Raw genomic sequence first — 15,927 nt, 5'->3', positions numbered from 1 at the left:
CCAGCACGCGCCCGGCGAGTGTCGTGGGTCGCGACGGCTGCGTCATGTCTTACCCCCGGTCGACCTGCGGCGCGATGCCTGGCCGGGGCCCGCCCCATGTGGCGGCACGGACGACGCCGCCGGAAGGGCGCCGAGCCGAAGCGTCGGCACGACAGGTCGGCAATGCGGTAGCGCGGTCGGTTTGCCGACTGCGCGAACGGCCTCCGCCGGAGGACCGTAGGGGTCACGCCGTCACGCGGCGTGGTCCGCTGCCAACCGGAAGGAAGTGAGCGCCTGTGAGAACAGTTCGCCGCATGCTGTCCGCATCGGTCGCCGCCGTGCTGCTGGCGGTGTCGTCCCATGCCGCTCCGGCCGCGGCCGCCACGCCGCACATCGTCGTCCTGGGCAGCCTGTCCGGCGGGTGCTGCAGCGAAGCCTTCGCGATCAACGACCACGGGGTGGTCGCCGGCTTCAGCATGGTCGGCCCCGGGACGAACGCGCCGTACCACGCCTTCCGGTGGAAGGACGGCGTGATGACCGACCTCGGCACCCTGGGCGGCCTGCGCTCGTTCGCCACCGCCATCAACAACAACGGCTGGATCGTCGGCTACAGCGAGCTGACCCCGGGCGACCTGCTCACCCACGCGTTCCTGTGGCGTCCCGGGCACGGCATGACCGACCTGGGATCGCCGGGCCTCAGCAGCCTCGCCACCGGTGTCAACGACGCGGGAGTGGTCGTCGGCCGGTACCTGCTCGACGGGCAGCTGCGTGGTTTCCGCTGGGCGGACGGGATGATGACCACGATCGCGGGCCCGGCCGGGGAGCGCTTCGACCCGGCCGGCATCAACAAGTTCGGCAAGATGGGCGGCAATCTCGGCCAGGGACCACCCGGCAATCCGGGCACCTGGAAGAACGGCCAGGTGGTGGCGTCGGGTCTGCTCGGCCACGCCACCGGGATCAACGACGGCGGCGACGTGTCCGGCACGTACTGGGACGCCCGGCAGGGGGCCTTCGTGTGGCGGGCCGACGGCACCGTGCTGCACCTGGCCATGCCGGCCGGGGGCGAGCTGGCCGCGACCGCCGCGATCAACGAGAGCCGGCACTCGGTCGGCTGGCGGTCGGCCGTCGACGGGTCCACGCGTGCCGTGTACTGGTCGGAGTTCGGCACGCCGCGCTTGCTGCCCGGCCTGCTGCCGGGCGGCCGGTCGGAGGCCCGGGGCGTGAACCGGCTGGGCCAGACGGTCGGCCAGGCCTACACCACCGCTACCGGCAACGACTACCTCGCGGTGCTGTGGACCTACTGAAGCGGCCGACCGGCCCGGTGGCGGCGGAAGGATCCGGCACCGGGCCGGGAAACGGCGCGGCGCGGCGGTGCCGGTTCGGCTAGGCTCGCCGGTCGTGACCGTGGTGTTCTGCGCCGACCCGCTCGCCCCGACCCGCACCGATCCCCATTTTGCGGCGCAGGCGCGGGCCGTGCGGGACGCCGGTGGCGTTGTCGCCCTGCTCGACCATGACGCGCTACTGGCCGGCGACCTCGCCGCGGCGGTCCGCCGGATTCCGCGCGACCTCGGCGAGGTCTGGTACCGCGGGTGGATGATCCCGGCCGGCCGCTACGCCGAGCTGGCCGGTGCGCTCGCCGGGCGCGGGGTGAGCCTGCGGGTACCTGCGGCCGCGTACCGCGCCGCCCACGAACTGCCCGGCTGGTACGCCGCCCTGGCGCCGGTCACGCCGGACAGTGTGTGGACGCCGTGGCAGCCGTCCGAGCCGCCGACCGTGGAACAGGTCGAGAGGCTGGTCGCGCCGCTGGGCGGCGGACCCGCGATCGTCAAGGACTACGTGAAGTCGCGCAAGCACGAGTGGGCGCAGGCCTGCTTCATCCCCGACCTCGCCGACGCCGCACAGGCGCACCGGGTCGTGGCCCGCATGGTCGCCCTGCAGGAGGATTCCCTGCAGGGCGGCATCGTGGTACGCCGGTTCGAGCGCTTCGCGCGGCAGGACGGCCGCACCGTCGAGTCCCGGGTCTGGTGGGTGCGCGGCGAACCGGTGCTGACCGGCCCGCACCCGGACACGCCGGAACTGTCCTGCGAGCCCGACCTGACGGCGATCGCCCCGCTGGTGGCGGCGTTCGGGCACCCGTTCGTCACCACCGACGTCGCGCTGCGTGACGACGGCGCCTGGCGGGTGGTCGAACTCGGCGACGGCCAGGTGAGCGACCTGCCGACCGGCGTCGATCCGTCGGCCGTCCTCCACCACCTGACCTGAGTATCAGCAGCTCACAGCTCCGGTACCGGTTCCGTGGCCGGTGTCGAGGCCCGGAACACGGGCAGCTCCGCGGTACGCGCCGCGCGCCGGTTGCGCTGGCCCGGGATACGGCCCACCGGCGGGGTGCTACCCCTGCTGACCAGGGAAGTCTCGAACACTTCCGGCTCGTCGGAGACCGGTTCGCCGCGCAGGCGATCGATGAGTGACCGCGCGGCGGCCGCGCCCATCTCCTCCCACGGCACCCGCACCGTGGTCAGCGGCGGCACGGTGTACGCGGCGGGCGGGACGTCGCCGAAGCCGACCACGGCGACCTCGCCCGGCACCTGCCGCCCGGCCTCCTGCAGGGCCCGCAGCGCGCCCGCGGCCATCGCGTCGCCGTGCGCGAACAGTCCGTCGAAGAACAACCGCGCACGTAGCAGCCGCTGCACCGCGTCGTAGCCGCCCTGCTCGGTCCCGTCGGCCTCGGTCACGTGGCTGGCCCGCAGCACCGCGCCGGTGCCGGTCAGCAGGTCGGCGAACCCGTCGGCGCAGGCGGCCCCGGTGGGCTCCTCGGCAGGTCCTGTGATCATGGCCAGCCGCAGCCGCCCCGCGGCCAGCAGCAGTTCCGCCGCGCGGCGTCCGCCGTCGGCGTAGTCCGCGCCGATCGACGGCAGCGCCGCCCGCACGCCGACGGTGTCCACCACGACCACCGGCAGGCCCTGCCGGTGCAGGTCACGCAGGTGATCCAGGGCCGCGCCGGGGTCGACAGCGAGCACGCCGTCCACCGCGTGGCCGCGCACGCTCGCCGCGAACCGCTCCAGCGCCGGGCCGCCACCGGCTGCCGAATGCAGCAACAGCCCGTAACCGGACGGCTCCACGACGTCGGCGACGCCCTGCAGCAGTTCCGGCATCCACGCCGTACGCAGCGTCGGAGCGAGCACCCCGACCGTGCGGGTGCGCCCGCGGGCCAGGTCGACGGCGCGCGAACTGGGCACGTACCCGGTCTCGGCCATGATCTCCTCGATGCGGGCCTGGGTGGCCTGGTCGACGTCGGGCCGGCCGTTGAGCACGCGCGACACCGTCGCCTTGCTCACTCCGGCCAGCCGGGCGACGTCGGCGATCGTCACGCGCATGTGGACCTCCGGGAAACCACGCCGTCTCGCGGTACCGGTACCGGACCGGTGGCGGCTACACACGGTAAGCGGCCACGAGGCGACGCTGTCAAGACCGCTCGGTTATCCGGTCGGCGGGAACCGCCTACCCGGCTAGGGTGACCGCCATGCCGTACATCTCCTCCGTCGTCATCCACTGCCGGGACCCGTACCTCATGGCGCCCTTCTGGAGCCTGGTCACCGGCCTGCCGGTCGTCGACGAGGACGCGGTGAAACTCGCCGAGCGCGGCCTGGAGGAGGGCGAGTCGGTGCTGCTGCACGACCCGTCGGGCACCGAGCCGGACGTGTGGATCGCGCAGGCGGTCGACCTGCTGCCGGTCGGGCGCATCCACCTCGACATCGTCGCCGACGACGAGGAGCGGGCCGCGATCGTCACCGCCGGCGCGAGGCTGGTCCGCGAGCAGGACGACCTCACCGTGTACGCCGACCCCGAGGGCAACGAGTTCTGCCTGCTCCGCGAGCGCCACTGAGCCGCGCGCCACGGGGATCCCGGCGGCCGGGGCGTCGCGCCGCGACTACGATGATCACATGCGCGCAACGGTGATCTACGGTCCGCACGACGTCAGGGTCGAGGACGTGCCCGATCCGGTCCTGGTGCACCCCACCGACGCCGTGGTCCGGGTGACGCACGCCTGCATCTGCGGCAGCGACCTGTGGGCCTACCAGGGCGTCGCCAAGCGGGAGCCGGGCCAGCGCATCGGGCACGAGTTCCTCGGCGTCGTCGAGTCGGCGGGCGCGGACGTCACCGGCGTCAGGCCCGGCGACACCGTGGTGGCCCCGTTCGTGTGGTCCGACGGGACCTGCCAGTTCTGCCGGGAGAGCCTGCACACCTCGTGCCCGGTCGGCGGCTTCTGGGGACAGCCCGGCTCCGACGGCGGCCAGGGCCAGGCGGTGCGCGTCCCGTACGCCGACGGCACCCTGGTCAAGCTGCCGTCCGGGCTCGGCGACGCGGACCTCGTCAAGATCCTCGCCCTGTCCGATGTGATGTCGACCGGCCACCACGCCGCGCTCGCGGCCGGGGTGCGCCAGGGCGGCACGGTCGCCGTGGTCGGCGACGGCGCGGTCGGCCTGTGCGGGGTGCTCGCCGCGCACCGCCTCGGCGCCGAGCGCATCATCGCGCTGGGCCGCCACGACGCCCGCACCGCGCTGGCCAGGCGCTTCGGGGCGACCGACGTGGTGCCCGAGCGCGGCGACGAGGCCGTCGCCGTGGTGCGGGAGCTGACCGGCGGGCAGGGCGCGCACGCGGTCATCGAGGCCGTCGGCACCGAGCAGTCGATGCGCACCGCGATCGGCGTGGCCCGTGACGGCGGCGCGGTCGGTTTCGTCGGGGTGCCGCACGGCGGCTCGGCCGGGGTCGACATCGGCGACATGTTCGGCCGCAACGTCGCGCTGCGCGGCGGCGTCGCGCCCGCGCGGGCGTACATTCCGGAGCTGCTGGCAGACGTGCTGGCCGGGACGCTGGACCCGTCGCCGGTCTTCGACGTCTCGGTGGATCTGGACGGGGTGCCCGGCGGATATGCCGCGATGAATGATCGGAAAGCGCTGAAAGTGCTGGTGCGCCCGGACGGCGGGGCGGTGTAGCTTGAGCGCCGTGGAAGAGACCGACCAGGCCATCGTTTCGGCCCTGACCGCTGACGGGCGCATGTCGTACACGGACCTGGCCGAGAAGGTCGGGCTGTCCGTGTCCGCCGTCCACCAGCGGGTACGCAGGCTGGAGCAGCGCGGCGTGATCACCGGGTACGGCGCGCGGGTGGACTACAACGCGATCGGGCTGCCGCTGACGGCGTTCGTGGCGATCCGCCCGTTCGACCCGGCGCAGCCCGACGACGCCCCCGAGCGCCTGGCGCACCTGTCGGAGATCGAGTCGTGCTTCTCCGTGGCCGGTGAGGACTTCTACATCCTGCTGGTACGCGTCGCGTCACCGGTGGACCTGGAGCGCCTGCTCCAGGAGATCCGCACGTCGGCGAACGTGACCACCCGGACGACCGTGGTGCTGTCCACCCCGTTCGAGCAGCGCGCCCCCCGCATCCACCTGGCCGACTGAGCCGCGCCCGCTCCCGGCCCGCCGGAGGGCAGCACTCGACGTGGCTTTACATCTATTTTGATGCCCACATCAAAATAGATGTAAAGCCACACTCGCATGTGCTCTCGCATCACCAGTGGCAGCAGGGCAGCGGCGCGGGCAGGAAGAGGGCCGTGAGCCCGATGGCGGCCAGGCCGGTCGACGCGGTGGCGACCCCGGCCATGAGCCGGGTCACCTCGGCCCGCCGACCTGGCGGGATGCGGCGCACCTGGCGGACCCCGGCCGCGACCGCGCAGGCCAACGCAATCCCGCCGGCCAGCAGCACCGGCACTCCCCAGCGATCGTGGACGTCGTAGCCACGGAACAGCAGCGGCCGGGCGGCCATCAGCAGCAGGCCGGTCAGCGGCGCGAGCGCGGCGCAGGCCTGCGCCCACACCAGCCAGGCCCGCTCGGCCCCCACGCCGTAGCCGCCCTGGTGGGTCAACTGCACCGACAGCACGCCCAGGCCGACCGGGAGCAACGCCGCCGCGGCGATGTGCCACAGCCAGTACCGCACGATCGTGTCGGGGTCCGAGCGCAGCACCACGCCCACGGCCGTCCACCCGATCGCCGCGAAGATCATGGCCCCGCCGACCGCCGCCACACCCCCGAACGCGGGGTGTACGAGCCGCCGTGCCGTGGCGGACACCCAGGCCACCACCAGGTGTCGTTGCGTCGTGGTCGTCGCCGGTTCGGCCATGTCACCTCCGTCTCGTCTGCGACCGCGGCCCGCGGTCGCCAAAGTCACTCTGTCCACCATGGTGTTAGCGGGCCGTTAACGCCCGGTCCGCCGGCGGATGTCGGGGGCCAGCCTGGCCATGCGGAACCGGCGTTCGGCCCGCACCCGCGCGAAGTGTGCCGGGAGCGTTGTCAAGGCGCCGTTAGTGATCAAGGGTCGATGACGGGACCTGAGGTCCGGAAGTGACGGAACCCGCCCGTCACGCGGACCAGCCCGTCCCGGCCGATCAGCAGTCCTTCGTAACCGGTGCTCGTCAGCAGGTCCAATCCGGATACCCCCTTGGCGGCGGCTGCGGTGGCGTATACATCGGCCCAGCGCAACGACGGCCCCACGACGGTCACTCCCGCCACCTCGGCCGTCGGCACGCCGCGGTGCGGGTCGACGATGTGCGTGCCCCGCCGGGCGGTGCCCGAGGTGGCCGCCGCGCCCGCCGTCAGGGTCACCACCTCGACCAGCCGTGACGGCGACAGCGGGTCCTCCACCCCCACCCGCCACCGCGGATTCCCCGGTGCCGTCGACACGACCACGTCGCCCCCGGCGTTGAGGCAGAAGTCGTGCCATGGCAGTCTCGCCGCCCGCTCCACCGCCCAGCCCTTGACCAGACCGGACGGGTCCCACCGGTGCGCGCCGTCGGGACCGGGCAGCCACGTGTCGAACCACCCGCCGGTGCGCTCGCGGGCCTCGCCGCACAGCGTCGCGACCTCCGCCACCCACGGATGCGCGTCCGCCACCGCGAGCTCGCCCCGGTTGACCCGGCTCACCTCACTGTCCGCCCGGTACGTGCTGAACACCTCGTCGGCCTCGCGCAGCAGCGCGAACACGGCGTCGACGGTGCGCCGCACCGGTGCCGAGTCCAGGCCGGGGCCGCGTAGGTGCAGGCTGACCGGCATCCCCATGATCTGCTCGACCCAGGCCCGGCGCGGTGGCGCGAGCATGCTCACCGGGTGTGCGCCCGGTCGATCGCCGACTGCAGCGAGTCCAGGTACGCCCGGCTGGTGGCGGTCGCGCCGGTGACCGTGTCCACGTCGGCCGACTGGACGGCGAGCACCTGCTCGCGCAGCCGCGGCAGGGCGAATTCGTTCAGCACCAGCGAGTGCTCGTGCACCGTGTGCTTCTGCACGATCACCACGTCGATGATGCGCCCGCCCGCGAAGGCGACCCGCACCTGCACCGTGCCGTAGTCGGTGACCACCGCGTCACCGTCGACCAGCCGATCGCCGACGATCAGCCCGGGCGCCGGCGTCGCCCCGTCGGCGGACCGCGGCACCGCTTCGCCGAAGCTGGTGCGGTAGCTGAACAGTCCGACCAGGCCCGCGAGAGTCGCCAGCAGGAAGAACGTGATCTTACGCATCGCTCACCACCCGAACCGCTCGTCGTGAATCTGCCGCGCGGGCACCCCGGCGGCCCGCAGCGCGGCGCGAACCGCCGCCATCCAGGGCGGGGGACCGCACAGGAACACGTCCCGCACGGCCAGCTCCGGGACCAGCTCGGTGAGCGCCTCGTGGTCGGCGTAGCGCTCGGCCAGCTCGGCGGTCAGCCACGAGGCACGCCCGGACGGCGGCGGCCCGGGCAGGTAGATCACCTGTGCGCCGCGCTCGGCCGCGATGGCGTCGATCTCGTCGCGCAGCACCAGCTCGTCGGCGCTGCGGGCGCGGTAGATCAGGGTCAGCTCGCTGTCGGCGTACCGCATGCCTTCGAGCAGGGCCCGCATCGGCGTGATGCCGATGCCGGCGGCCATCAGCAGCACCCGCTCGCCGCGGCGGCGGCCCTCGGTGAGGGTGCCGAACGGGCCTTCGATCAGCACCGCCGTGCCCGGCGCGGCCCCGGCCAGCCGCGCGCCGTCGTCGCCCGCGGCCCGGAAGGTGAACCGCAGCCGGTCGGCGCGCGGCGCTTCGGACAGCGAGAACGGGTGCGCCCGGCTCCAGCCGTGCCCGGTGCGCAGCCGCCAGGTCAGGAACTGCCCGGGCCGGGCCGCCAGCCGTTCCAGCGACCGCCCCGACAGGTACACCGAGTACACGTCCGACGCCTCGTGGCGCACCTCGGCGACGGTGAGCCGATGCCGGCGCGACAGCCACAGCGGCCGCCCGATCCTGAACACGGCCAGCGCGGCGGCGGCCGCACCCCACAGCGTCCACCAGTACGCCGAGGCGGTGGCGGAGGTGACGAAGTGCGCGCCGTTCCACAGCTGGTGCGGCACGGCCAGGCCCACCCCGAGGTACGCGTACAGGTGCAGCAGGTGCCAGTTCTCGTAGCGCACCCGCCGCCGCGCCGCCCGCACCGACAGCACCACGACCAGCGCCAGCAGCGCCGTGCCCGCCGCCGCGAGCAGCATGCCCGGGTAGCGCACGACCAGGTCGGCCAGCTGGGCGAGCGCGCCGGTGCCGGTGGGCGCGGCATACCCGGCCACGACCAGCGCCACGTGTGCCGCCATCAGCCAGAACGAGGTGAAGCCGAGCAGGCGGTGGATCCGGGCCAGCCGGTCCTGGCCCCAGGCGCGCTCCACCCAGGGCATCCGCGCCATCGCGAGGACCTGCAGCAGGAGCAGGTCGGCGGCGACCAGCCCGGCCAGGCGGGCCGCGGTCACCAGGCCGGTGCCGTCGGCGCCCAGCGCGGCCGGGCCGCCGGCGGACACCCACAGGGCCACGACCACCAGCACGGTGGCGCAGGCCAGGGCGGCGGTGACGGCGCGCCCGAGCACCCCGTCGCGGGGCCGGGGGAGGGGGAATCGGTCAGGGGTCACGTCACGGCGAGTCGCGAAAGGGGCGCGCAGTTCCCGGTGTCACCCGGAATCCACGCGCCCCTGCGCAGCCGCGGCCTACTCGCCGCCGCCCGCGCGCTGCTGCTCGCGGTACTGCGGGACGGACAGGCCGCCGCGGCCCCAGTTCTCCAGTTCGACCTCGTCGATGACGACGAACGTCGAGTCCAGTGGCTTGTCCAGCACATCCAGCAGCAGTTGGCTGACCCCGGCGATGAGCGCCGCCTTCTGCTCGGCGGTCGCCGCCGTCGTGCCCGGTGTGCTGCCCTCACGGGTGATCTGGATGTTGACGATGGGCATGATCGGTCCTTCCGGATGCTTCGGGCGGGTCAGTGGCCGGCGTTCTGTCCGCCGTCGACGTGCAGGATCTCGCCGGTGACGAAGGGAGCGGACTCCAGGTAGAGGACCGCGCCGACGATGTCGCTCGTCTCGCCCATCCGGCCGACGGGGTGCAGCCCGGCGTACGTCTCGTGGTACTCGACCGGGTGCATCGGGGTCTTGATGATGCCCGGGGCGACCGCGTTGACCCGCACGCCGCGCGAGGCGTACTCGATGGCCAGCGACTTGGTGGCGGAGTTGATGCCACCCTTGGTCAGCGAGGCGAGCACCGACGGCACGTTCTTGTCGGCCTGGTCCACCAGGGCGGTGGTGATGCTGACGATGTGGCCGCCGCCGACGGCGAGCAGGTGCGGCAGCACCCGTTGCGTGAGGTGGAAGAATCCGCCGACGTTGATGGCGGTGACCTGCGCGAAGTCGTCGGCGGTGTAGTCGGTGAACGGCTTGGCGATGAAGATGCCGGCATTGTTGACCAGGGTGTCGATGCGGCCGAAGCGGTCCAGCGCGGCCCGGGTCACCCGCTCGGCGGTGTCGGCGTCGGCGATGTCGCCCTGCACGGTCACGACGTCCGGATCGGCGGAGGCGGGGATGGTGCGGGAGACGGCCACGACGCCGTAGCCGAGCTTGCGGTAGCCCTCGACGAGGCCCGCGCCGATGCCCTGGGAGGCGCCGGTGATGACGGCGACCTTCTGCGTGTTCTCGGTGCTCATGTGCCTTTTCCTTTGCTGTTTCGCGGCCACTAGACGACCGGTCTACTAAAAGCTAGACGACTGGTCGTGTATCGTCAACGCCATGGGCAGGACGAGTGACGCGCGGAACAAGATCCTCGAAGCGGCCAGGACGCTGATCGAGCAGCGGGGCTACTCCGCGCTGGGCGTCGCCGAGATCTGCGCCGCCGCCGGGGTGCCGAAGGGCAGCTTCTACCACTTCTTCGCCTCCAAGCAGGCGCTCGCGCTCACCGTCATCGACGAGCACTGGGCCGCTCAACGGCAGCAGTGGAGCGAACTGCTCGGCAGCGGGCGGTCCCCGCTGGAGCGGCTGGGCGACCTGTTCGCGGCCACCGAGGACTTCCAGCGGGTCGGTCGGCAGCAGGCCGGCCTGGTCGTCGGCTGCCTTTTCGGCAACCTCGCCGCCGAGCTCAGCAACCAGGTCCCGGAGATCCGCGACCGGCTGCAGGAGATCTTCGAGGCCCAGATCGACATGATCGAGAAGGTGGTCGTCGAGGCCAAGGACGCCGGGCAGGCCGGTCCGGCCGTCGACACCCGCGACGCGGCGCGCTCGATCGTCGCCCAGATCGAGGGACGGGTGCTGCTGGCCAAGCTGCTCGACGACCCCGGCCAGCTCGGCACGCTCTGGCAGAACAGCCTCGGCCTGCTGCAGGCGCCGGCCGACGCGCTGCCCGCGCGAGCCTGACCGTCCCCGTCTGCTGACGGATGGGGGACACTGCGGACCCGACCACGATCACCGAGCAGGACGCCGCCCCGCTGCGCGGATTCGGCCTGACCGACGCGGACATCCTGCAGGTCGTGCTGGCCGTGTGCATCCGCCGCTTCTTCAGCGGCGTGCTGTCCGCCGTCGGCGCCGACCCGGACGACGCCCTGCGCAGGTGAGCGGCACCGGTAGCGGGCGGTGACCGAGCCGCCGCCAGGTCAGCCGGGAGGGCTGTCGCCCCGCAGCCGGGCCTGTGCCGGCCGGTGCGGACCCGCCGACCAGGCGGCGAGGAAACGCAGCGCTTCCTGCGAGGGCGAGTCCGCTTCGGCGGTGTACACGAACAGGGTCTGGTCCGGATCGTCGCCGACACCCAGCGCCTGGAAGTCCAGCTCCATCGGCCCGGCCACGGGATGCCGGAACGCCTTGCGCCCGAACGCGCGCGCCCGCACCCGGTGGTCGCGCCACCAGCGCCGGAAGTCGTCGTCCTTGGCGGACAGCTCCTCGACGAGCGCGGTCAGTGAGGGGTCGTCCGGCCAGCGCGCGGCATCCATTCGCAGGTAGGCCACGCATTCGCGGGCGGCGGTGGCCCAGTCGGCGTACAGGGTGCGCCAGGTGGGGTCGGTGAAGGCCAGCCGGACGAGGTTGCGCCGACCTGCGGGCAGCGCGCCGAAGTCGGTCAGCAGCGCCGCCCCGAGCGGGTTCCAGGCGAGCACGTCCATGCGGCGGCCGAGTAGCAGCGCCGGGAACTCGTCCAGGCTGTCGAGCAGCTGCCGGGTCTGCGGGCGCACCCGCTGCGCCGCCGGGCGGGCGGCCGGGCGCGGCGGCCGCGCCACCCGCATCAGGTACTCGTGCTCGTCCGGTCGCAGCCGCAGCCCGTCCGACAGGGCCTGCAGCACCTCGGCGGACACCCGGGTGGCGCGGCCCTGCTCGAGCCGGACCAGGTAGTCGACGCTCACATGGGCCAGCAGCGCGAGCTCCTCGCGCCGCAGTCCCGGCACCCGCCGCGGACGGCCGCCGCCGGGCAGGCCCACGTCCTCGGGACGCACCCGCGCCCGGCAGGCGCGCAGGAAGTCGCCCAGCGTGAGGTCGGCGGGCTCCGGGCTGTTCATACCCGCCATTATCGGCGCGGGCCGCCGCCAGTGCCTGGTACTGCCGGTCCCAGGAACGCCCGACCCGGGGAGGCCGGCTGCCTGGCCCCCGTCGGCGGGTCCGCGCAGAGTCGAAGGCGACCACCGGGCCGCAGGGCCCACTGCGAAAGGCAATTCCGTGACCACATGGTTCATCACCGGCGCGTCCCGCGGCTTCGGCCTGGAGATCGCCAAGCAGGCCCTCGAACGCGGTGACGACGTCGTGGCGACCGCCCGCGACCCGCAGGCCGTCGAGAAGGCCCTGCCCGGGTACGCGGACCGGCTGCTCGCCGTCGCGCTCGACGTGACCGACGAGCAGCAGGCACACCAGGCGGTCGAGGCGGCGAAGGCCCGGTTCGGCGGCATCGACGTGCTGGTCAACAACGCGGGCCGAGGCCTGCTCGGCGCGATCGAGGAGGCCGCCGACGCCGAGGTCCGGGCGGTATTCGACACGAACGTGTTCGGGCTGCTCGCGGTCACCCGGGCGGTGCTGCCCGTGATGCGCGCCCAGGGTTCGGGGCGCATCGTCAACATGAGTTCGGTCGGCGGGTTCGTGTCCTGGCCCGGCTGGGGCGTCTACTGCGCGACGAAGTTCGCCGTGGAGGCGATCACGGAGTCGCTGCGGTTCGAGGTCGGCCCGTACGGCATCCAGGCCATCGCCGTCGAGCCCGGCCCGTTCCGCACCGACTTCCTCGACCCGAGCTCGCTGCACCGCACCGCGAAGGAGATCACCGGGTACGGCGACAGCGCCGGCGCGATGCGCGCTTGGGCCGACGGCACCAACCACGCCCAGGACGGCGACCCGGTCAAGGCGGCGACGGCGATCCTCGCCGTGGTGGACGCCGAGGCGATGCCCGCCCGGCTGGCGCTGGGCGCGGCCGCGGTCACCGACATCGAGGCGAAGCTCAGGTCGGCCCGCGCCGAGCTCGACACCTGGCGCGAGATCTCGCTGACGACCGACTTCGCCGCGGTGTGAGACCCAGGGCGTCCGGTCGGGACGCGGCCAGGCCGCGCCGTCCCGACCGGACGCCCGGCGTCGGGTGAGCGGTGTCTCAGCTGTTCCAGCGCAGCAGCACCGGCTGCTCGCGCTCGAAGCCGAGCACGCTGAGCGTGGCCGTCTCCAGGCGGAACAGCGCGCCGTCCTGCGCGGGCAGGCCCAGCCAGCGGGCGGTGAGGGCACGCAGCAGGTGGCCGTGCCCGACGAGGGCGACGTCGCCGCTGGCCAGCATCGTCCGGGCACGTTCCAGGACCCGGTCGCAGCGCGCCCCGACCTGGGCAGCCGTCTCGCCGCCGGGGCAGCCGTACTGCCACAGGGTCCACTCGGGGCGCTCCTGGCGGATCTCCAGCGTGGTGCGGCCCTCGTACGCGCCGTAGTTCCATTCCAGCAGGTCGTCGTCGGTGGCGGTGATCTCCAGACCGGCCAGCGCGGCGGTGCGTACGGCGCGCTGGAGCGGGCTGCACAGCACCGCGGCGAAGGCCCGTCCGGCCAGCCGTCCGGCGAGCTGGCCCGCCTGGCGTTCCCCCTCGGGGGTGAGCGACAGGTCCGTGAAGGAGGTGTGGCGGCCGGCCGCGCTCCACTCGGTCTGCCCGTGCCGGAGCAGCACGATCTCTCGCATGCCGATCCTCCCCGCTCGTGTTCCTGAGGACACGTTAGCGGTGGTCGCCACCCGGACGGGCGGTTTCGACCGGTGAGCCTGCCACCCGGCGTCCTGGCGGCGGTGCCGCCTAAAGGTTGATCTTGGTGGATTCGCCTGCGGAGGCTGCCGGGCTCACAGAATTGAGGTATGACGGACGCGCCGCTCATGCCGCACTACGCGCGGGTCGATCAGAGCCCGCCGCAGATGCAGGCACGGCTCGTGGCGTACCTCGACAAGGCGGCCGGCTACCGGGCGATCACCGAGATCCGGGCGCGGGCCGCCGAGACCATGCACGTCAAACCGGGCCACCACGTGCTCGACGGCGGGTGCGGGCTGGGCGAGGAGGCGTGCGTGCTGGCGCTGCTGGTCGGCGTGGACGGCCGGGTCGACGGCGTGGACAACTCGCGCAGCATGCTGTCGCTGGCCGCGCACCGCTACGAGCGCTGGCGCCAGACCCACCCCGACGCCGGCGAGGTCCGCTTCGTCACCGGGTGCATGACCAGGCTGGACTACCCGGACGGCGTCTTCGACGCGGTGCGGTGCGAGCGTACGCTGCAGCACCTGCCGCAGGCCGAGGCGGTGATCGCGGAGCTGGTCCGGGTGACCCGGCCGCAGGGGCGGATCTGCCTGATCGACACCGACTGGGAGTCGCTGGTCTTCGACGGGCTGCCCGCGGAGGTGCTGACGCCGATGATGTGGCGGCTGCGGCACCACAGCGTGATGTGCAATCCGACGATGGGCCGCACGCTGCGCAACCGGCTGCGCCGGCTGGGGGTGTACGAGCTGGAGTGCCACCCGATGACGATGTGCTTCACCGACCCGGCCGAGGCGCAGCACGTGGTGCCGTACTTCGACCGTGACCTGCTGCTGCACATCGTGGGGGAGGAGGACGGCGACACCACGGCGATGGTGGACCGCTGGCTGGACGCGGTGCGCGACGCCGACGAGCGGGAGGACTTCCTGGTGGCGCTGACGGTGTGGGTGGTCGCGGGCACGGTCCCGGCGTGAACGGCGAAGGCCCCGCCGTGAGCCGCGTGGGCGGCTCGGGCGGGGCCCGGACGTGCGGGACGGGTCAGGCCTGCGCGAGCTGCTCGTCGAGCTGCTTGCGCCACCACTTCTGTCCGGACTCGGGCAGGGTGTCGATCGGGTCGTAGTAGGCGTAGCGCTGGGACAGCACGTCGACGTTCTGGTCGGCCTCGATCGAGGTGCGGTAGTTCTTGGTCCAGTACGAGATGCCGTTCTCGCGGTCGTACTCGGTGACCATGTGCACCCAGCGCTTGCCGACGAACGGGACGTCGCAGACGATGCGCGGGGTCGCGTAGCCGGGCAGGTAGCCCATGATGTCGTGCTGCAGGGCCTGGGCGTGGCCGACGGAGACCCGCCAGTGCTCGGCGTTGGGGATCATGTCGCACATGTAGAAGTAGTACGGCAGGATGTTCGCCTCACCCTGCAGCGCGAAGCACAGGTCGAGCAGGTCGGGCGACGTGGCGTTGACGCCGCGCATGAGCACGCCCTGGTTGCGCACGTCGCGTACGCCGACCTCGAGGGCCGTCTTCGCGGCGCGGGCCACGGTCGGGGTGATCGAGTTGGCGTGGTTGACGTGGGTGTGGATCGCCAGGTTGACGCCGCGCCGGCGGGCGGTGCGGGCGACCCGCTCCAGGCCCTCGACGACCTCGGGCTGCAGCCAGTGCTGGGGCAGGCCCATCAGCGCCTTGGTGGCCAGCCGGATGTCGCGGATCGTGTCGATCTCCAGCAGGCGCATCAGGTACGACTCGAGGTTCTTCCACGGCACGTTGGCCACGTCGCCGCCGGAGACGACGACGTCACGCACGCCCGGGTGGGCCTTGAGGTAGGCGATGTGCGCGTCGTAGCGGTCGACGGGCTTGAGGGTGAGCTTGAGCTTCTCGACCGCGGGGGTGGAGTTGCCGACCAGGTCCATCCGGGTGCAGTGGCCGCAGTACTGCGGGCAGGTGGACAGCAGCTCGGCGAGCACCTTGGTGGGGTAGCGGTGGGTGAGGCCCTCGGCGACCCACATGTCGTGCTCGTGCAGGCTGTCGCGGCTGGCGTGCGGGTGGCTGGCCCACTCGGTGAGCCGGTCGGAGGCGACCGGGATCATGTAGCGGCGCACCGGGTCGGCGTAGAACGCCTCGGTGGTCAGCTCCTCCCGCGCCATGGTGTTGATCATCTGCGGGGGGACCAGCATCGACATCGTGGCCAGAGCCTTCTGGTCGGCCTCGAGGTCGGCGTAGAAGCGCTCGTCGACGGTGTCGCCGAGCACGGCGCGCAGCTGCTTGATGTTCTTGATGCAGTTGACGCGCTGCCACTGCGCGGACTCCCACTGCGCAGCCGTGACATCGCGCCAGCCCGGAAACCGGGTCCAGTCCGGCTCGATCAGCTCTACGCGTCGGTACTCGTAGGGTTGCCCAGCGTTCATCGGTGGCCTCTCCT

19 protein-coding genes are annotated in these 15,927 nt (G+C 72.9%); 9 read left to right on the top strand and 10 right to left on the bottom strand.

What is annotated here, in order from left to right; genetic code table 11:
• Window positions 1-293 precede the first annotated feature (293 nt).
• Both AB0B66_RS42475 and AB0B66_RS42470 read left to right on the top strand, forming a co-directional pair.
• Complete coding sequence (locus AB0B66_RS42475; protein WP_360541115.1) at window positions 294-1,283, top strand: hypothetical protein; 990 nt, start codon at window positions 294-296, stop codon at window positions 1,281-1,283.
• A gap of 94 nt (window positions 1,284-1,377) precedes the next feature.
• Window positions 1,378-2,241 carry an ATP-grasp domain-containing protein gene (locus AB0B66_RS42470; RefSeq protein ID WP_360541113.1) on the top strand — a complete coding sequence of 288 codons (864 nt, stop codon included), beginning with the start codon at window positions 1,378-1,380 and terminating at the stop codon, window positions 2,239-2,241.
• An 11-nt stretch (window positions 2,242-2,252) separates the two neighbouring features.
• Here AB0B66_RS42470 and AB0B66_RS42465 read toward each other — a convergent pair whose 3' ends face one another.
• Window positions 2,253-3,353, bottom strand: coding sequence for a LacI family DNA-binding transcriptional regulator (locus AB0B66_RS42465; protein ID WP_360541111.1), 1,101 nt, complete (start codon window positions 3,351-3,353; stop codon window positions 2,253-2,255).
• Between the two features lie 146 nt (window positions 3,354-3,499).
• Between AB0B66_RS42465 and AB0B66_RS42460 the strand changes: the two genes are divergently transcribed.
• From AB0B66_RS42460 to AB0B66_RS42450, 3 genes are read left to right on the top strand one after another with little or no spacing between them, the layout of a single operon-like run.
• Complete coding sequence (locus AB0B66_RS42460; protein ID WP_360541110.1) at window positions 3,500-3,862, top strand: VOC family protein; 363 nt, start codon at window positions 3,500-3,502, stop codon at window positions 3,860-3,862.
• Between the two features lie 58 nt (window positions 3,863-3,920).
• Entirely contained in the window at window positions 3,921-4,973 is a 1,053-nt protein-coding gene (locus AB0B66_RS42455; RefSeq protein ID WP_360541108.1) for a zinc-dependent alcohol dehydrogenase family protein, read from the top strand.
• Window positions 4,974-4,983: 10 nt separating this feature from the next.
• Entirely contained in the window at window positions 4,984-5,436 is a 453-nt protein-coding gene (locus AB0B66_RS42450) for a winged helix-turn-helix transcriptional regulator (RefSeq protein ID WP_155368639.1), read from the top strand.
• A gap of 109 nt (window positions 5,437-5,545) precedes the next feature.
• Here AB0B66_RS42450 and AB0B66_RS42445 read toward each other — a convergent pair whose 3' ends face one another.
• The 6 genes from AB0B66_RS42445 to AB0B66_RS42420 form a co-directional block, all read right to left on the bottom strand.
• Window positions 5,546-6,154 carry a hypothetical protein gene (locus AB0B66_RS42445; protein WP_360541106.1) on the bottom strand — a complete coding sequence of 203 codons (609 nt, stop codon included), beginning with the start codon at window positions 6,152-6,154 and terminating at the stop codon, window positions 5,546-5,548.
• Window positions 6,155-6,342: 188 nt separating this feature from the next.
• Window positions 6,343-7,128, bottom strand: a complete 786-nt coding sequence (locus AB0B66_RS42440) for an FAD:protein FMN transferase (protein WP_360541104.1) — start codon at window positions 7,126-7,128, stop codon at window positions 6,343-6,345.
• A gap of 2 nt (window positions 7,129-7,130) precedes the next feature.
• Window positions 7,131-7,544: an FMN-binding protein gene (locus AB0B66_RS42435; RefSeq protein ID WP_360541102.1), complete on the bottom strand. Its 414-nt coding sequence runs from the start codon at window positions 7,542-7,544 to the stop codon at window positions 7,131-7,133.
• Between the two features lie 3 nt (window positions 7,545-7,547).
• Entirely contained in the window at window positions 7,548-8,933 is a 1,386-nt protein-coding gene (locus AB0B66_RS42430; RefSeq protein ID WP_360541100.1) for a ferredoxin reductase family protein, read from the bottom strand.
• A 75-nt stretch (window positions 8,934-9,008) separates the two neighbouring features.
• Window positions 9,009-9,248: a 4-oxalocrotonate tautomerase family protein gene (locus AB0B66_RS42425; RefSeq protein WP_360541098.1), complete on the bottom strand. Its 240-nt coding sequence runs from the start codon at window positions 9,246-9,248 to the stop codon at window positions 9,009-9,011.
• Between the two features lie 29 nt (window positions 9,249-9,277).
• Window positions 9,278-9,994, bottom strand: a complete 717-nt coding sequence (locus tag AB0B66_RS42420) for an SDR family oxidoreductase (RefSeq protein ID WP_360541096.1) — start codon at window positions 9,992-9,994, stop codon at window positions 9,278-9,280.
• 82 nt (window positions 9,995-10,076) lie between these two features.
• Between AB0B66_RS42420 and AB0B66_RS42415 the strand changes: the two genes are divergently transcribed.
• Together AB0B66_RS42415 and AB0B66_RS42410 are read left to right on the top strand one after the other, a co-directional pair.
• The gene (locus AB0B66_RS42415) at window positions 10,077-10,697 is read left to right on the top strand and encodes a TetR/AcrR family transcriptional regulator (protein WP_360541094.1); all 621 of its coding nucleotides are present in this window, start codon (window positions 10,077-10,079) and stop codon (window positions 10,695-10,697) included.
• A 20-nt stretch (window positions 10,698-10,717) separates the two neighbouring features.
• A complete protein-coding gene (locus AB0B66_RS42410) occupies window positions 10,718-10,894 on the top strand; it encodes a hypothetical protein (protein WP_360541092.1) in 177 nt (58 codons plus the stop codon).
• A 39-nt stretch (window positions 10,895-10,933) separates the two neighbouring features.
• Here AB0B66_RS42410 and AB0B66_RS42405 read toward each other — a convergent pair whose 3' ends face one another.
• On the bottom strand, window positions 10,934-11,824 hold the full coding sequence (locus AB0B66_RS42405) for a helix-turn-helix transcriptional regulator (protein WP_360541091.1): 891 nt from the start codon (window positions 11,822-11,824) through the stop codon (window positions 10,934-10,936).
• Window positions 11,825-11,981: 157 nt separating this feature from the next.
• Here AB0B66_RS42405 and AB0B66_RS42400 point away from each other — a divergent pair, with 157 nt between their 5' ends.
• On the top strand, window positions 11,982-12,818 hold the full coding sequence (locus tag AB0B66_RS42400; RefSeq protein ID WP_360541089.1) for an oxidoreductase: 837 nt from the start codon (window positions 11,982-11,984) through the stop codon (window positions 12,816-12,818).
• Window positions 12,819-12,894: 76 nt separating this feature from the next.
• Here AB0B66_RS42400 and AB0B66_RS42395 read toward each other — a convergent pair whose 3' ends face one another.
• Window positions 12,895-13,458 (bottom strand): histidine phosphatase family protein, encoded by a 564-nt coding sequence (locus AB0B66_RS42395; RefSeq protein ID WP_360541087.1) that lies wholly within the window; start codon window positions 13,456-13,458, stop codon window positions 12,895-12,897.
• 168 nt (window positions 13,459-13,626) lie between these two features.
• Here AB0B66_RS42395 and AB0B66_RS42390 point away from each other — a divergent pair, with 168 nt between their 5' ends.
• On the top strand, window positions 13,627-14,487 hold the full coding sequence (locus AB0B66_RS42390) for a methyltransferase domain-containing protein (protein ID WP_360541085.1): 861 nt from the start codon (window positions 13,627-13,629) through the stop codon (window positions 14,485-14,487).
• A gap of 64 nt (window positions 14,488-14,551) precedes the next feature.
• Here AB0B66_RS42390 and AB0B66_RS42385 read toward each other — a convergent pair whose 3' ends face one another.
• Entirely contained in the window at window positions 14,552-15,913 is a 1,362-nt protein-coding gene (locus AB0B66_RS42385; protein ID WP_360541083.1) for a lysine 2,3-aminomutase, read from the bottom strand.
• Window positions 15,914-15,927: the final 14 nt, after the last annotated feature.

The organism is Catellatospora sp. NPDC049111, from assembly GCF_040648615.1.
GTDB lineage: Bacteria > Actinomycetota > Actinomycetes > Mycobacteriales > Micromonosporaceae > Catellatospora > Catellatospora aurea.
This window is presented reverse-complemented; position numbering and strand designations above follow the sequence as displayed.

What these genes read in the sequence shown, in the direction of transcription:
- AB0B66_RS42395 (WP_360541087.1), bottom strand. Translation starts at nt 13,458, where the DNA reads ATGCGAGAGATCGTGCTGCTCCGGCACGGGCAGACCGAGTGGAGCGCG.
- AB0B66_RS42390 (WP_360541085.1), top strand. Translation starts at nt 13,627, where the DNA reads ATGACGGACGCGCCGCTCATGCCGCACTACGCGCGGGTCGATCAGAGC.
- AB0B66_RS42460 (WP_360541110.1), top strand. Translation starts at nt 3,500, where the DNA reads ATGCCGTACATCTCCTCCGTCGTCATCCACTGCCGGGACCCGTACCTC.
- AB0B66_RS42475 (WP_360541115.1), top strand. Translation starts at nt 294, where the DNA reads ATGCTGTCCGCATCGGTCGCCGCCGTGCTGCTGGCGGTGTCGTCCCAT.
- AB0B66_RS42410 (WP_360541092.1), top strand. Translation starts at nt 10,718, where the DNA reads ATGGGGGACACTGCGGACCCGACCACGATCACCGAGCAGGACGCCGCC.
- AB0B66_RS42415 (WP_360541094.1), top strand. Translation starts at nt 10,077, where the DNA reads ATGGGCAGGACGAGTGACGCGCGGAACAAGATCCTCGAAGCGGCCAGG.
- AB0B66_RS42445 (WP_360541106.1), bottom strand. Translation starts at nt 6,154, where the DNA reads ATGGCCGAACCGGCGACGACCACGACGCAACGACACCTGGTGGTGGCC.
- AB0B66_RS42425 (WP_360541098.1), bottom strand. Translation starts at nt 9,248, where the DNA reads ATGCCCATCGTCAACATCCAGATCACCCGTGAGGGCAGCACACCGGGC.
- AB0B66_RS42435 (WP_360541102.1), bottom strand. Translation starts at nt 7,544, where the DNA reads ATGCGTAAGATCACGTTCTTCCTGCTGGCGACTCTCGCGGGCCTGGTC.
- AB0B66_RS42385 (WP_360541083.1), bottom strand. Translation starts at nt 15,913, where the DNA reads ATGAACGCTGGGCAACCCTACGAGTACCGACGCGTAGAGCTGATCGAG.
- AB0B66_RS42420 (WP_360541096.1), bottom strand. Translation starts at nt 9,994, where the DNA reads ATGAGCACCGAGAACACGCAGAAGGTCGCCGTCATCACCGGCGCCTCC.
- AB0B66_RS42455 (WP_360541108.1), top strand. Translation starts at nt 3,921, where the DNA reads ATGCGCGCAACGGTGATCTACGGTCCGCACGACGTCAGGGTCGAGGAC.
- AB0B66_RS42440 (WP_360541104.1), bottom strand. Translation starts at nt 7,128, where the DNA reads ATGCTCGCGCCACCGCGCCGGGCCTGGGTCGAGCAGATCATGGGGATG.
- AB0B66_RS42465 (WP_360541111.1), bottom strand. Translation starts at nt 3,353, where the DNA reads ATGCGCGTGACGATCGCCGACGTCGCCCGGCTGGCCGGAGTGAGCAAG.
- AB0B66_RS42405 (WP_360541091.1), bottom strand. Translation starts at nt 11,824, where the DNA reads ATGAACAGCCCGGAGCCCGCCGACCTCACGCTGGGCGACTTCCTGCGC.